Genomic DNA, 15,953 nt, shown 5'->3' on the forward strand with positions numbered 1-15,953 from the left:
GACATGAATGGTCCCGCGACACCTACCCTGGGCGGCATGCGCCGCAAGCCGATTCGCCTGGATGAAGACGCACTGGTCACCTTCAAGCCGCTCAATGACGGTCAGAACTACACATTGCTGTGCGAACCTGCCAGCCCCGGTGTCAATCTGATCGCCTGGGCGCAACGGCAACGGGAACTGATCGAGCGCAAACTCCTGGAGCACGGCGCGTTGCTGTTTCGTAATTTCCAGGTCGACAACGCCACGGCCTTCGACCAATGCATCAGCTCGCTGTCGGGCGGTGCGCTGGAGTACAAATTCAGGGCCTCGCCGAGGACGCAGGTCGATCCACGCCTGAACATCTACACCTCCACCGACTACCCGCAAGACCAGCGCATTTTCCCGCACAACGAACACTCTTACTCACCGGTGTTCCCGTTGAAGATTTTCCTGTGGTGCGACGTCGCCCCGCAATGGCGTGGTGAAACGCCGATCGGCGATACCCGCGCCATTACCCGTGGCATCGATCCGCAGGTACGCGAACGCTTCGCCCGCCTGGGCATCATGTACGTGCGTAACTACGGAGACGGCTTTGGCCTGCCTTGGCAAACCGTGTTCCAGACCGAGGACCGGGCGCAGGTCGAGGCCTACTGCGCCAGTGTCGGCATCCAGACGCAATGGAAAGACAACAATCGCCTGCGCACGCGCCAGGTCGGCCCGGCGTTGGTCCGTCACCCGCGCACCGACGAAATCCTCTGGTTCAACCATGCCACGTTTTTCCACGTCAGCACGCTGCCGGCCAGCGTCGGTGACGCACTGCAGGCTGACTTCGCCGATGCCGACGATCTGCCGCAGAACACTTTTTATGGCGATGGCAGCCCGATCGAGCCCGAGGTGCTGGAGCATCTGCGCGCCGTGTACCGGCAAAACATGATCGAGTTCAGTTGGCAACGCGGCGATGTGTTGTTGCTCGACAACATGCTCTCGGTGCATGCGCGCAATGAATACAACGGCCCCAGGCGCATCCTGGTCTCCATGGCCGAAGCACTGAACAGCACAGACGTGGCGCTCAAACCCTGAACCGCTCGCCCGTTCTACGGGCCTGACTTGCCCCTATTTTTCAAGGCCTCAATCCTATGTCCAGTAATGCCTTAGAGGGCTTTCGCCCCGCCCTGCAACAAAACCTGTACTGGTCGCGCGCCACTGATCGCAGCGCCGCCCTGTTCCTGACCCTGGCCTTGCCTGACGCTATCGACAGCGCACGCCTGCGCTCGGCCCTGGAGCAAGTGCTGGAGCGCCACGAAATTCTGCGCACCCGTCTGGTGGCCGCGCCCGGCATGGAACTGCCGGTGCAGGTGATCGCCGAACACATCAACATTGACTGGCGGGAAATCACTGCGCCCAAGTCTTCTGTCGACGATTTGAAATCGACACTGCGCGACGTCTTGAGCCAGGCCACGCCACCGGCCCTGGCCGTTGCCTTGCTGCCATCCACCGTGCTGGTCGCGCTACCCGCCGCCAATGCCGACGCCACCACACTGGAACGCCTACTGTTGGAGTGGCAAGCGCTTTATCTGGGCAGTGAGCTGTCGGAAGACGCCGTCCAGTTCGCCGACTTCGCCGAATGGCAGTTCGAATACGCCAGCGGCGGCGATAGCGATGCCGGTCGAGCCTTCTGGCAACGCCAACAGGCGCCGGAACTGCTAACGGTACTGCATCCGTTCCAGCGCGCCACGACCTCTGGCGACCGGCAAATGACCCAGGTCGAACAGACCCTGGACGCGGATTTTCAAGACCGACTCAAAAGCGCCCTCGCCGGCCTTGATACCCCGGCGCAGAATCTGTTCGGCGCGTGCTGGGCGGTACTGCTTAGGCGCCATCTGGGCCAGCCTCAGGTGATGCTCGGCTGGGAACATCCGGGCCGCAACAGTGCCACGATGACGGCGATGGGCCCCTATGCCAAGCAACTGCCGCTGCTGCTGACATTCGACGACAGCCAATCCCTGGCCGGCCTGCTCGGTGAGTTTTCCTCGTTGTTGACCGAGGCCGACACCTGGCAAGAAGCGTGGCCCGCTCAATCGGTGGAAACGCCGTTCGGCTTTCGCTTGCGCAAACCGGCGCCCTCGGCCTGGACGGTACAGGCACTGGAAGGCGAAGAATGCCCGCATTCACTGCTGCTGGACGTCACCGAACACGCGCAAGGGTTTGATTTTCGCCTGCACTTCGACGCCTCGGCGCTGGACATCGACGCTGCCCGTTTGTTGCTCGATCAGTACCTGACCCTGTGCGTGCAGGCCAGCGCTGCCAGTTCGCAACCGTTGAGCGATGCCAACGGTATCAGTCGTGCTCATCAGGCTTGGCTGGCGGCCTTGAACTCGACCGCCACGCAGCTGGCGGCCCCGACGTTGTTGCACCATCTGTTCGAGCAACAGGTCGACGCACAACCTGACACCATCGCCGTTACCCACGGTGATGTTCACCTGAGTTATCAAACGCTGGAGCGCCAGGCCAACCAGGTGGCGCACCGACTGCGTCAGGCGGGCCTGACGGCCGGGCAGCCGGTGGGGTTGTTCATCGAGCGTTGCAGTGAAGCCCTTGTCGGCATCCTGGGCATCCTCAAAGCAGGCGGCGCTTATTTGCCATTGGACCCAACGTACCCCGCCGAACGCCTGAGCGACATGCTCGAGCAGACCGCGGCCCCCCTGCTGCTGAGCCTGACGCGCCTGCAAACACGCTTGCCCAAAGGCAATTACGAAACGCTATGGCTCGACCAGCCAAGTGACGACAGCGCCTTCGATCAGCGTCCCGAGCCCATCAGTGATGCCGACACCCTGGCCTACCTGATTTTCACCTCGGGCTCCACCGGGCGCCCGAAAGGGGTCATGGTGACGCATCGCAATGCCGTGCATTCGACCTCGGCGCGCCAGCTGGCCTATGAAGAGCCTCTGGAATCGTTCCTGCTGGTGTCCGGGCTGGCATTCGACAGTTCGGTGGCCGGTCTTTTCTGGACCCTCGGCCGTGGCGGTCGACTGTGCCTGCCCCAGGACGATCAGGTGCAGGATGCCTTGGCCTTGGGCCGTTTGATCGCGACTCAGCGCATCAGCCACACCTTGATGTTGCCGTCGCTTTACGCCCAGGTACTGGAGCAGGCCGCCGACCAATTGGGCAGCCTGCGCTGCGCCATCGTCGCCGGCGAAGCCTGTCCGGCCGCCCTCGCCCGACATCATCGCGAGCTATGCGAGCACGCCCAGCTGTACAACGAGTACGGCCCGACAGAAGGCACCGTCTGGTGCAGTTACTACCGCGCCCGGGGCGATGAGCACGGTGTGCTGCCGATCGGCAAGGCCATCGCCAATATGCAGGTGTTCGTACTCGACGAGCAGCGGCGCCCGGTGGCGGCCGGCGTGGCGGGTGAAATCTACCTCAGTGGCGCAGGCATTACTCAAGGCTACCTGGGACGACCTGACCTGACCGCCGAACGCTTCTTGAGCAACCCGCTCGTTCCCCAAGGCAGCCGTTGGTATCGCAGCGGCGATATCGGCAGGGTCAACCCCCATGGCGACATCGAGTTCCTCGGGCGTGTCGACGACCAGGTGAAAATTCGCGGTTTCCGGATTGAACTGGGGGAAATCGAAGCCCGCCTGCTGAGCCATCCAGCGATCCGGGAAGCCGTCGTCATCGCCCGTCCGAATGAAGTCGGCGATACCGAGCTGGTCGCTTATCTGGTGGCGCGCGAGGTGTGCCCCGGCGCCATCGCGTTGCGCGAACACCTGGGCACGCAATTGCCGGACTACATGCTGCCAAACGCCTATGTGATGCTGTCGGCATTTCCCTTGACCCCTAATGGCAAACTGGACCGCAAGGCATTACCGGCGCCCGCCCGCGAGCGCCAGCTTACCTACCGGGCGCCACGCAACGAACGCGAGCAATTGCTGGCCGCGCTGTGGACGCAAGTGCTGGGGGTCGAGCGTGTCGGCCTGGACGATAACTTTTTCGAACTGGGCGGCCACTCCCTGACCGCGACCCGACTGGTGTCGCGACTGCGCAGCAGCCTGGGGCTGGAAGTGCCGGTACGTGCCCTGTTCCAGCATCCGACGCTGGGCGAGTTCATTGACCAGGCGCTGCCAAAGGCCGATGCCTCGACGTTGCCGCCCATCACGGCCCAACACCGCCAGCCTTCAACGGCGATGTCGTACGCCCAGGAACGGCTCTGGCTGTTCGATCGCCTGCACCCGGGAAGTACCACTTACAACGTGCCCGAATCGGTGCGCCTGCACGGCGACCTGGACGTGTTGGCGCTGGAGCGCAGTTTTGCACTACTGCTGCAACGCCATGAGGCCCTGCGCACCACCTTCACACTGGAAAGCAATCAACCGGTGCAGCGCATCAGCGCAGCGCAGGGCTTCACGCTGCCATTGATTGACCTGAGTCATCTGGACGAAAGTGCTCGGCATCAACACCTGCACACCGAACTCCGGGCCCAGGCCGCCCACCCGTTCGATCTGGCGCAGGGGCCTTTGATCCGCGCAGGCCTGGTTCGGCTGTCTGCCCAGGAGCATGTACTGTGGCTGACCTTGCACCACATCGTCTTCGATGGCTGGTCGATGCGTGTGTTCACCCGTGAATTGACCCAGCTCTACGCCGCATTGAGCAAAGGGCAGCCTTCGCCCTTGACCGGGCAAACCTTGCAGTACGCGGACTTCGCCCAATGGCAACGCCGTGAACTCAATCACGACGTGCTCAAGCCGCAACTGGATTTCTGGCTGCAACACCTGGGCGCCGACCGAACGCTCTTGCAACTGCCTTGCATGTTGCCGCGTCCGGCGCTGCCCAGTCATCGGGGTACTGAATACACCTTCGAACTGGGCCTGGAAATCACCCAAGCGCTGCACGCCTACAGCCGGGAACAGGGCGCGACCCTGTTCATGACGCTGCTGGCCGTGTTCAACGTGCTGCTGGCCGGCCATAGCGCGCAGCAGGCCATACGGATCGGCATTCCTATCGCCAATCGCCATCGTCAGGAGCTGGAGGGCTTGATCGGTTTCTTCGTCAATACCCTGGCCTTGCGCACGGACCTGTCGGGCAACCCGGGATTCGACAACGTACTCAAACAGGTCCGGGACAACCTGCTGACGGCGCACGCCAATCAGGACCTGCCGTTCGAACAGCTGCTGCAAGCACTGCCCAGCGCGCAACAACACGGTGCGCCGTTGGTCCAGGTGATGTTCGATCTGCATCGCGAGCGCATTCTCACCTCCTCCGAGTTTGGCGATTTGAGGATCGAGCCGGTCAAGGAAGACAACGGCAAGCGCAGCACCCTGTTTGACCTGATGCTGGACATCAGCGAGCGTGAGCAAGGGCTGATCGCGACGTTCACCTACAGCACCGATCTGTTCGAACACGACAGCATCGTGGCGTTGAGCGAAGATTTCCGCGCCTTGCTCGATACTGTCCTGGGCCAAACATCGCCGTCCTTCGAAACGCTGTTGCAACAGCTCAAACCGATGAACCGGCCACAGGTCGAGCCTCTGGCGGACGCCCGAACGCAGGTTTTCGACGCCTTGCAGGAGGTGCTTGAACACACCGATCTGAATGAGCAGGCGAACTTCTTCGAAGTCGGCGGCAGCTCACTCAAGGCGGTACTGTTGTGCGCTCGGCTACAGGCACTGTGGGGCACGAAAATCCCCGCTCACCTGGTGTTCCTGAACCCGATACTGGCTGATCTGGCCAATGTCTTGAGCCGTTACGCCAAAGCGCTGGCTGGCTGAATAACAGGCCCCGGGGAATGCCCCGGGGCCTGCCAACGTGCGCAAGGCCTCACGCCCTGAACAAGCGCCCCAACCCGCGTAGCCACCAATCACGCCAACACAGCAGCAGCGTCACTACCATGGCGCAAGGCACCAGCGCCAGACACCAGAAGACTGTGCCCATGGCGACACCCAGAACGGCCTGGCTCAACACCCACCCCAGGGTCAACGCCAACAGTGCGGCCCAGCGCAACGCTCGGGGTCCGGGGAATGGTTCACCCGCCATGACCTTGCGCCAATGAACGATCTGACTCAGCGCTAGCGTGCTGAGCCCCACACTCTGCAAGATCAACACCATCAGGCTCGACAATCCATCAGCCATTCTTCACCTCACCGAGCGCAACCACTACGCCAGTGCGACTGCGCAAACGCCAGCCAATGCTTGCCGCAAGCAGCGCAACCGCTAATAGCGCCAGGTCCACCCCCGCCACTGCCGTGAAGCCTTGCTTGATGGCTTGCCATGGATGATCGCCGGTGCTCCAGGCATTGGAGATCACCGCCAGCACTGCCAACACACTGATCGCCAGACAGTGCATAGCCCACGGCGCGCGCCGTTGCGGCGAGCGCCAGACAGCCAGCGCGGCATGCGCGGTCGCCAACAGCCAGGCCACGTAGAACACCTGAATTTCCCAATCGGCACGGGCACTCAATTCGACCGGCAGCCAGCGATTGGCGACCAGCATGGCCAAGGTGGCCAGCGGCATCCCGGTGATCAGTGCGCTGGTAAACAGCGTCATCGACGCCACGCCCCACTGCCCATTGGCGCTTTGCAGGCGGCGCTTTTCCAGCCAGTACAGCAGACCGCTGCCCAGCATCACGCAACCACTCAAACCGGCGAGAAAATACAAGGCGCGCAACCATGGTTGCTGAAAGTGTGTGACATGCAAACCCGCCAGAAACCTGAACGTCCCGGCAGCGGCAGGCAATCGAGATTCGTGCAGCAGGTTGGCGCTGACACCGTCGAAATACAGGGTTTGCTCATCCTTGCTTAGACGGTCACCGGCAGCGCGGCTGATCTCAACGTAGGCATTGGCGTCCCCCGGGTGCCAGACCCTGACGAACGTGGGCTCGCCGTTACCCCAGTGCAATCGGGCTTGCGCCATCATCTGATCGAGCGACGCCAGGAGCCCCGGTGTGCCTGAAGCCTCCCGGCGATACGCCGCGCTGGCTTCGGCACCGAACTGATCGGCCTGCTGCGAATACACCGCCAGGACGCTGGCAGGCAAATACAGAGGGAACAGAATCAGCAAGCCGGTCAGCATGATGACGAAATGAAAAGGCAGGGCGAAAACCCCCGTGAGGTTGTGCAGGTCCAGCAGCCGTCTTGGCGATTTGTCGACGCGCAAGGTAAACAGATCCTGGAACAGTCGGGCATGGATGCAAACACCGACAATCAACGCCATCAACCCCAACATGGCCGCCAGACCGAGCAAGCGGGCACCGGCGCTCCAGGTGGTTATGTTCAAGGTGTAATGCAATCGATAGAAAAAATCACCGCCGCGACTGCCGGCTTCAGGCAAGACCTGATCACCCGTCGGAGCGAGAAATCGACTGTAGCCATCGCCCTCAAGGGTCCAGGCTTGAAAACGCAACAGCGGTCGACGCGCATCGGGCAATTCGACGTACCACTGCATGAGCGGTTTGCCCTCGCTCAAGCTCGCGACATGAGGCACCACGCGCCGGTCCAGGGAGATCGGCACATCGACAGGGGCCAGACGGGTTTGCGGCAGCATCCAGCTGTCCAGCTCACGGTCATACACCGCCAGGCTGCCCATGAAAAAAGCGATCAGTAACAGCCCGGAAAAACCGACCCCAATGAACCGGTGCAGCCACAGCATGGACTGACGAACACTGTCGAACATCAGAATCCTCCCGCCAGATAGTGAGCCGTCCCGAGCAACAGCATCGACGCGCCAGCCACCAGCACGCCATTGCGCCTTGCGCGTCGGGCACAGAATAACCAGAGCACCAATAACGGGTAGATCACAAAACCCGCCATCGTGCTGACCAACACCGCTTCACTTCGCTGCAGCCCAAGCTGCAACAGACTCAGCCCCGACAGGGTGGTCAGTGCCCAGATGAACAGATAGCCGATCAACAACACCAGCACCAGCCACCCCGCTCGCTGTCGATCCAGCGGCTTTTTGTTGTGTTTTACAGATCGATGCCTCACTCACCCTCCTTGATTACTGCAGCTGCCCGATAACGACAAAAGCCCGGCATACCGAAATATGCCGGGCTTGTTCCAGGCCGTCCCGATCAGAACTTGGCGCGCAATGTCATGGACACAGCCCGAGGATCACCGTAGATGTTCCCGTCCTGGAAGGTGTTGATACGCTGGAAATACTTCTTGTCAGCAAGATTGGTACCGAGCAGGTCAGCCGACAGGTTCGGCGTGATCTGATAACCGATACCGGCATCGTACAAGGCATAACCACCCTGACGCAGTTTGGTGCCGTTCATGTCGAGCCCGGGCACGTCCAGCTTGTTGAAGGTTTCGCTGACGACACTGACGCCGCCCTGCACGCTCCATTTTTCCAGCTCGCCTGGCAACTTGTAGAGCGTCCAGACGCGCAACATGTTTTTCGGCAGGTAAGTCTGCAACTGTTCGTTGGGGCTGTCATAGCGTTTGTAGGTGTGGGTGAAGTTGGCGGTCAGGAACCAGTCCGGCGTCAACTGCCCACTGACCTCGGCTTCGAAACCACGGGTTCTGGCCTTGCCGCTGGCGACACTTGCCCGGGAGTTCGGGTCGTTCATATCCGGAACCGCACGGTTCTTTTCTTCGATCTGGAACGCCGCCAGCGATGCGTTCAGAGCGCCGTCGAGGAATTCACCCTTGATGCCCAGCTCGTACTGCTCGCCTTCGCGCGGCTTGATGATGCCGTTGTTGATGTCCAGGTTGCTGATCGGCTGCGGCTGGAACACCTCGGCATAGTTGCCGTACAGCGAGTAGGTGTCATTGAGTTCATAGATCAGGCCATAAAACGGCGTGAATTTCTGCGAAACGCTATCACTGACCTTTTCCGACGGCGAACCGTCTGTGGGTTGATGCTGGCTGCGGTGCATATCGAGCCAGGTTACCCGCCCGCCAAGCACCAGTGTCAATGGGTCCGCAAGGCTCAAGCGAACGTTGCCATAGACCGCTTTGGAGCGGGTATTGGCCACGCTGGTCGGCAGTTTGTCCGAATCAGGGAACGCGGGATAAGGGAAATCCATCTGCGGATCGTTAAGGTCGACATCACCCAGGAAGTCGGAGTAGTAGCCACCGTTCGAAGCAAACTCGGAGCGCGAATAGTTGGCGCCTACCAACAGTTTGTGCTCACGACCAAGGAAGTTGAACGGTCCATCGAGGTACAGGTCCGCCTCGTCCTGCTTTTCCCGATAATCGAACATGATCGAGTTCATCGACACCTGGTTGTCGGCAGGGTCGATCCCTCCGCCATTGCGGGCATACGCCTGGGTCAGGTCGTAGTTGTTGTCGGCGTGACGCAAGGCCAGCTTGGTTTTCCAGCCGTCACCCAACTGGTGCTCAACTTCGGTGAACACTGCGGTGCTCCAGAAGTAATCGCGGTTCCAGTCCGCTCCGTAGAAGTTCTTGCGCGAAACATCCGGCAGCGACATGGCGGCTTCACCGGCGGCATTGGTGTAGCGATAGGCAGGCAGAGAGCGCTGGGCGCCTTGAATATCGGTGTTCTGGTTGCTTGCACCGAGGGTCCAGACGGTGTCTGGCGTCAGGTCAATGTCGACGACGCCATAGATCTGGTTCGACTCGCGTTTACCCCCACCGTCGTAGTAAAAACCTTGCTTGCGATCGCTGAGCACGAGGCGCCCACGCACGTTGCCGCTGTCGGTCAGCGGACCAGTGACATCGACCATGCCCCGATAGTCGTCCCAGGAGCCGGCACTGATTTCAGCCGATACCGCCGCCTCGGCCAACGGGCGTTTGCGCACCAGGTTGATGCTGCCGCCGGGGCCGCCGGCGCCTGTCAGGCTGCCGGACGGGCCCTTGAGCACTTCGACGCGGTCATACATCGTCAGATCAGGTGAAAGGAAAATCCGGTTGTCCATGGTGGTCGGCGTGCCGTCCAGCTGCAACGAAGTAATCTCGAAACCACGGGAGTAAAAACTCAAGCGGCTGGCGTCGATACGCTGCACGGTGACACCACCGACCTTGCCCAAGGCATCCTCGAGGGTATACAGGTTCTGCTTCTGGATACGTTCCTGGCCGATCACGTTGATGGTCTGCGGCACTTCGCGAAGACGCAACGGTACTTTGGTCCCCACCGACACGGTGGGCGCTTCGGTCTGCATCCCCACAATCGACTGCTCGGGCAGCGTCATGGTGCTCGTTGTTTCGGCTGGCGCCTGCCTGGCTTCGTTCTCTTGCGCCCATGCCGACGGCGTGAGCAACATACCCCCGCTCACTATCGGCACCCACAGCAGATTCCCCATCTTGGCCGTTGGTCGACCTTTACCCCGTTGTTGCATGCCGCTCGCTCCTATGTGTGGCCCCTTCAGGGCCATCATTTTTTTTGATTTGTTGTGGTGCAAAACCACTGCTCGCCAAGAAACAATGCAGAGAAAACTCAAACAGGAACGCAATGCGCCTGCGCAGAAAGCTGTTCGATATCTACCCCGGCATGATCGAACGGATACAGCTGACCGCCATCGCATTTGAGGATCCGATCGGCGATGGAGAAGTAACGATCGTCATGGCTGATCGCGATGATGGTTTTCCCCTGAGCCTTCAGTTCAGGCAGCAACTCTTGATAGAAAAACCCACGGAAACCGGGGTCCTGGTCGGCGGCCCACTCATCAAGCAGAAGGATCGGCCGCTCCTCCACCAACGCCACCAGCAGCGCCAGTCGCTTGCGCTGCCCTTGGGACAAGCGAGTGGTGGAAAGGCCACCTTGCTCGTCAATCGTGACCTTGCGTTCCATGCGCAAACGCTCAAGCCATGCCTGGGCCAGGTTCATGTCGAAATCGCCGTTCGGACCGACCAGACGCTCGAACAGGTAGAAGCTGGAGAACACCGTGGAGAAATGTTCGCGGTACCAGTCCCGCAACTCAGGGGTGATTTCCACGCCTTGCAGACGCAGAGTCCCGGTGCTTGGCTCATACAGCCCGGTCAATAATTTGGCCAGGGTCGACTTGCCGCTGCCATTGCCCCCGACGATAAACAGGATCTCGCCCTTCGCGACACTCAGGTCCACGGGGCCCAGACGGAATCCGTATTCGTCAGCAGCATGGGGGTAGTCGTAGCCCAGCCCCTGCAGTTCGAGCATTGGCTGCCGGACATCCGGCTGACCGGTCCGGGTCGAGAACTCGGTACGGTAATCGGCAAAGGCCAGGGTCTCGATCTTGGCCAGCGAAACATTGCCCGCCACCAGGGTCGGCAGGCTGCCGATCAGGTCGTTCAGGGGCATGCGCAAAAACATCAGCACCAGAACAAACGCGGCGATGATGGCATTGCTCAGACCCAACCAGGCCCCGGCAGCGAACAAGCCGCCCGCCAGGGCGAGGATCAGGGTCACCGTCCAGTTCAGGCTCAAGGTCCAGTAACGATCGGCGTGCACTTCATTGCGCCGTGCATATTCCGCGGCAGGCTGCAGATCCAGTGAATAGAAACGCTCTTTGCGCCGGGCATTGAGTGCCAGTTCGAAGCGCCCCTCGATCGCGCCCTGATAGGCGGCGTACAAGCGGTCGTCGGTTTCCCGTACGCGCTTCATCAACTGGCGCATCTTGGTAAACCAGCCATGGGCCAACCAGGTTCCCAGGCTCAAGCCGACGACGCAGATCAGCAACAGCTGCCAGGACAACCAGGCCATGTACAGGCAACCACCGAGCATCAGGACGGTGTTGTAGAACACGAACGGCAGGCGGTTGAAGGCCTGCCCGATACTTTCAATGTCCTTGCTCAAGGTCGCATACAGACTGGCTTCGCCGATTTTCTCCAGCTGTTCGATGGAGGTATCCAGCAAGCGCTTGACCATTTGCAAGCGCAACTCGTAAACCACTCGATGGCCCAGCGCGGTCAACAAGGCCTGAGAACCAAAACCGCAGGCAAACAGCAGCGCCAGCAAGCCAAGAAACTTCGCGGCCAGCAGCGCGTTCATGACGGCGGTGCCTGAAATAAGGCGATTGATCTCATTGAGCAGTCCAATGCCGGCAGCGGCGCTGACCAGGCTGGCCAACAGGCCCAGACTCAGCAACGTACGGTGACGCTTGAGCAGAGATAAGAACAGGGTCATGCAAATTCCTCGGAGGCTGCACACGCGTGCGGCGGATCGAATGGTTTATTCGAAGGCCAGCAACAGGTTTTCAATAGCGGTCAGTTCATCAACCTCGGGTGTAGCGCATGTTTGCTCGATCAACGCGGCCATGTCACTGAGCACCGGGTAAGCGAACAACTGCGCAAGTGCGATCTCACAACCAAATTGGTGCCTGATCCGTGCCTGAATCCTGACCAGTTGCAGCGATTGCGCGCCCAACCGGAACAGATCGGCATCGGATGCGATGGGCCAGACCCCGAGCACTTCTTTCCAGATGTCGGCGAGGCTTGTCTGCCACTGCCCTATTGGCGCCTCGCCCGCCTCCCCGGCACTCCAGAGCGGCTCCGGTAGCGCCTTGCGATCGACCTTGCCGTTGGCATTGAGTGGCATTTTCGTCAACACGACAAACGCCCCCGGGACCATGTAAGCCGGTAGCCGTTCACGCAGTCGCTGCCCAACGGCAGCGCTGTCCACCTCGGTGATTTCACCGCACAGATACGCCACCAGAACGTCTTGATTGCCGGGGCCGCGTCGCAACACCACCACCGCCTGAGCCACGCCAGGCAACGCGGACAATGCCGCCTCGATCTCACCTGGCTCGATGCGAAAGCCGCGCAGCTTGATCTGAAAATCGCTGCGCCCCAGAAACTCCAGGCAACCGTCACGGCGATAACGCGCACGATCACCGGTCCTGTACAGTCGACTGCCTGCCTGGACGCCCGGCGCATGAGGCTGTACGAATGGATTGGGAATAAATGACGCGGCGGTCAATTCAGGCCGATCGGCATACCCTCGGGCAACACCGCTGCCGCCGATGTATAGATCACCGGCGACGCCAACCGGCTGGGGCTCGAGGAACTCATCCAGCACATACAGGCGATTGTTGGCCAAGGGCTGGCCGATGGGGATGACAGCACTGTCCACCTGTTCTACCGCATGCACCGCCGACCACACCGTGGTTTCCGTGGGCCCGTAAACATTCAGCAGCCTGACTTGGCGCGCCAGCAAGCGTTCGGCCAGTTCTGACCCCAGGGCTTCGCCGCCGCAAAGCACTCGCAGCCCTTTCCAGGCAGGTGAATCGTGGTCGACCAGCATTTGCCAGGTGGCAGGTGTCGCCTGCATGACGCTGATGGCGTGACGCTCGAGCAAATCGATCAATGCCCGTGGGTCCAGGCTGGCTTCGCGACTGGCCAAGACCACCGTCGCGCCCTGAATCAGTGGCAGGAACAGTTCCAGCCCGGCGATATCGAAGCCCAGGGTGGTCACCGCCAGGAGCCGATCGGCGTCGCTCAATTGCACGTGCTCCTGAATGCCCAGCAGGAAATTGATAAACGCCTGGCGTTCAATGTCGACGCCCTTGGGTCGTCCCGTAGAGCCAGAGGTGTAAAGGGTATAGGCCAATTGACGTGGATGAGTGGCCAGCGCCAGGTTGGTATCGGGCGGCGCCGGCAAAGCATCGGTCAGCGTTTCCAGGGTGACCACCCGCGCGGCGGAACCGACGACGCCCCGCAGGGCCTCACGGGTCAGCACCAGGCCTGGTCGGGCTTGCTCGATGATATCGGCATTGCGTGCCGCCGGTTGTCCGGGGTCGATCGGCAGATAGGCGCCGCCGCTTTTCTGAATGGCAAGCAACGTCACGAGCAAATCAGCTTCGCGATCCAGGCAAACGCCTACCCGCTGATCCCAGACAACACCGGCCGCTCTCAGCCAATGGGCCAGTCGATTGGCACGGGCGTTGAGCACTGCGTAGCTCAACTGTTGCTCGCCGCTGATCAACGCGCAGCGATCAGGATTTACACTGACCTGTCGCTCGAACAAGGCCAGCATGTCCTGATTCGGTAACAGCGCTCGCTCAGTCCGGTTCCAGGTATCCAGCTGCTGCAAGCGCTGAACCTCATCGAGCATCGGCAGATGCCAGACCGGCACGTCGGGCTGGGTCAACAAGCCGTTAAGCAACTGACGATAACATCCGGCGAGACGCTCGGCGGTGGCCGGCGAGAACAGGTCCAGGTTGTATTCCAGCTCGCAATACACACCGTCTGGTCGAACCGCTACATCCAGTGTGAGATCGAACTTGGCGCTGTCTTGTGTTGGCAACACGCGTTCGACCTCAAGCCCGGGCAGCGCAAGGTTGACCGCTGGCCCCGTACTCAAGTTGAACATCGCCTGGAACACCGGCGTGCGGCTGACGTCACGCTCGATCGCGAGATGCTCAAGCAGCCACTCAAACGGCAGCTCGGCGTGCTGCAGCGCAGACAGCGACTCACCGCGCAAACGATGGCAAAGCGCACGGCCCGTCAGCTGCGGGTCCAGTTGAACACGATAGACCAGCGTGTTTACGAAGAATCCCAGCAACTGCTCCAGCTCTTCACGGCTGCGCCCGCCATGGGGAACGCCCACGGCAAATGCCTGTTGGCCGCTATAGCGCGCCAGCAGCAGTTGCCAGGCCGCCAGGAGAATGACAAAAGGAGTCGATGCGCAGTCGCGGCAGAACGCCTGGATCCGGGCGGACTGTACATCGTCCAGGGCGAACCGCAGCCGTTGTCCACGCTGACTTTGCTGCGCGGGGCGCGCAAAATCGGTGGGCAATTCCAACACCGGCACCGACGCGCCAAGGTAGTTTTTCCAGTACTCAAGATCAGCCTGCATCACGTCAGTGTCCAGGCGACGACGCTGCCAGATCGCATAGTCCACATATTGCACGGGCAATGGGGGCAAGGTCGGGGCCTCACCTCGGAGGGCTTGGCTGTACGCCGTCGCCAGATCGCGCACGAGAATCGGATTGGACCAGGCGTCAGTCACGATGTGATGCATTTTCAAGAGCAGAGCATGGCTGAATTCGTCATAGCGAATCAGCTTGACCTCGAGCAGGGGCGCCTGGGAAAGGACAAACGCCGATTGATCCTCCAGCGCCAACAACGACGCCAGATGCTCGCGCCGTGAGGCCCGATCGACGCCCGGCACCTCAAGCGCTTGCATGACGAACGCCACTTCCTCCAGCAGCTCTTGCCGTGGCTCGCCATCGACTTCGATAAATCGTGTGCGCAATACCCCATGGCGCTTGATCAGCGTCTCGAACGCCAAACGCAATGCCGGGACGTTCAAGGCTCCCGTGAACAAAAAGGCGCGGGACAGATTGTAAGCCGTGGCATTCGGTTCCAGGCGCTGCAGGAACCAGAGACGCTGCTGAGCGAAAGAAAGGACTTGCGGCCCACCACCAGACTGTCTTTGGAGGCTGTCTGGCAGCTGTAATTCGTCATCCTGGAGCAAGGCAAGCAAAGCATCATCAAAGTCTTTCATCGGCGCTTCAATATCCTTATACGGTCCGACCGGCACAAAGGGGAATGAATACTAGGTGCCAATGATAATTAATGTCAATTGAAGCGAAAGGTTTTCATGCTCATTTGCAGCTCAGATCACTAAACCCTGCTGACAGATCTTCAGACAAAGCTTGTAAATAGGTCCCGCTCAAAATCGGCATCACACTGCATCCCTACTACAGCTTCGTGGCAAACATCGTCGGTGATCGGGCGGAGGTCGTTGCGCTCATCCCGGCGGAGGCGAATCCGCACAACTACCAGCCGCAGCCCGATGACATCACCCGCGCGATGAATATCGATGTTCTGGTGGTCAACGGCATCGGACATGATGAATGGGCCTTTCAGATCATCAAGGCCGCCGGCCGCGGGGCGACCCTGCCGATCATCCAGGCCAATGCCTCGGTTGCCCTCATTCCCATCGGCGGCGATCAGGGCGGCGCCAAGGTGGTCAATCCGCATACCTTCGTATCCACCACGGCAGCGATACAACAGATCTTCGAGATCACTCGCCGGTTGGCGCGATCGCGGCCTTCCAGTCGATGAAGCGACCGAAGACCGCGATCGCAAGGCCACCA

General features: G+C 60.7%; 9 protein-coding genes. 3 read left to right on the forward strand and 6 right to left on the reverse strand.

Annotated elements, in window-relative coordinates; translation table 11 throughout:
• Window positions 1-3: 3 nt before the first annotated feature.
• Window positions 4-1,059 (forward strand): TauD/TfdA family dioxygenase, encoded by a 1,056-nt coding sequence (locus LOY56_RS14770; protein ID WP_258615078.1) that lies wholly within the window; start codon window positions 4-6, stop codon window positions 1,057-1,059.
• Between the two features lie 56 nt (window positions 1,060-1,115).
• Window positions 1,116-5,747 (forward strand): non-ribosomal peptide synthetase, encoded by a 4,632-nt coding sequence (locus LOY56_RS14775; RefSeq protein ID WP_258615079.1) that lies wholly within the window; start codon window positions 1,116-1,118, stop codon window positions 5,745-5,747.
• Between the two features lie 49 nt (window positions 5,748-5,796).
• Here the strand turns inward: LOY56_RS14775 and LOY56_RS14780 are convergent, their stop codons facing one another.
• The 6 genes from LOY56_RS14780 to LOY56_RS14805 all read right to left on the reverse strand — a co-directional run bounded on the left by LOY56_RS14780 (window position 5,797) and on the right by LOY56_RS14805 (window position 15,358).
• Window positions 5,797-6,108: a DUF3325 family protein gene (locus LOY56_RS14780; RefSeq protein WP_258615081.1), complete on the reverse strand. Its 312-nt coding sequence runs from the start codon at window positions 6,106-6,108 to the stop codon at window positions 5,797-5,799.
• Window positions 6,101-7,648, reverse strand: coding sequence for a PepSY domain-containing protein (locus LOY56_RS14785; RefSeq protein ID WP_258615084.1), 1,548 nt, complete (start codon window positions 7,646-7,648; stop codon window positions 6,101-6,103). The genes LOY56_RS14780 and LOY56_RS14785 overlap by 8 nt, the downstream gene beginning before the upstream one ends.
• On the reverse strand, window positions 7,648-7,959 hold the full coding sequence (locus LOY56_RS14790; protein ID WP_258615086.1) for a hypothetical protein: 312 nt from the start codon (window positions 7,957-7,959) through the stop codon (window positions 7,648-7,650). Before LOY56_RS14790 ends, LOY56_RS14785 begins: the two co-directional genes overlap by 1 nt.
• An 86-nt stretch (window positions 7,960-8,045) precedes the next feature.
• On the reverse strand, window positions 8,046-10,127 hold the full coding sequence (locus LOY56_RS14795) for a TonB-dependent siderophore receptor (RefSeq protein ID WP_258615088.1): 2,082 nt from the start codon (window positions 10,125-10,127) through the stop codon (window positions 8,046-8,048).
• A 245-nt stretch (window positions 10,128-10,372) separates the two neighbouring features.
• Complete coding sequence (locus LOY56_RS14800; protein ID WP_258615092.1) at window positions 10,373-12,037, reverse strand: cyclic peptide export ABC transporter; 1,665 nt, start codon at window positions 12,035-12,037, stop codon at window positions 10,373-10,375.
• Window positions 12,038-12,082: 45 nt separating this feature from the next.
• The gene (locus LOY56_RS14805) at window positions 12,083-15,358 is read right to left on the reverse strand and encodes an amino acid adenylation domain-containing protein (protein ID WP_258615097.1); all 3,276 of its coding nucleotides are present in this window, start codon (window positions 15,356-15,358) and stop codon (window positions 12,083-12,085) included.
• A 185-nt stretch (window positions 15,359-15,543) separates the two neighbouring features.
• Here LOY56_RS14805 and LOY56_RS14810 point away from each other — a divergent pair, with 185 nt between their 5' ends.
• Complete coding sequence (locus LOY56_RS14810; RefSeq protein WP_258622669.1) at window positions 15,544-15,921, forward strand: metal ABC transporter solute-binding protein, Zn/Mn family; 378 nt, start codon at window positions 15,544-15,546, stop codon at window positions 15,919-15,921.
• The last annotated feature ends 32 nt before the right edge of the window (window positions 15,922-15,953 follow it).

The sequence above is a fragment of the Pseudomonas sp. B21-048 genome, from assembly GCF_024748615.1.
Classification (GTDB): Bacteria; Pseudomonadota; Gammaproteobacteria; order Pseudomonadales; family Pseudomonadaceae; genus Aquipseudomonas.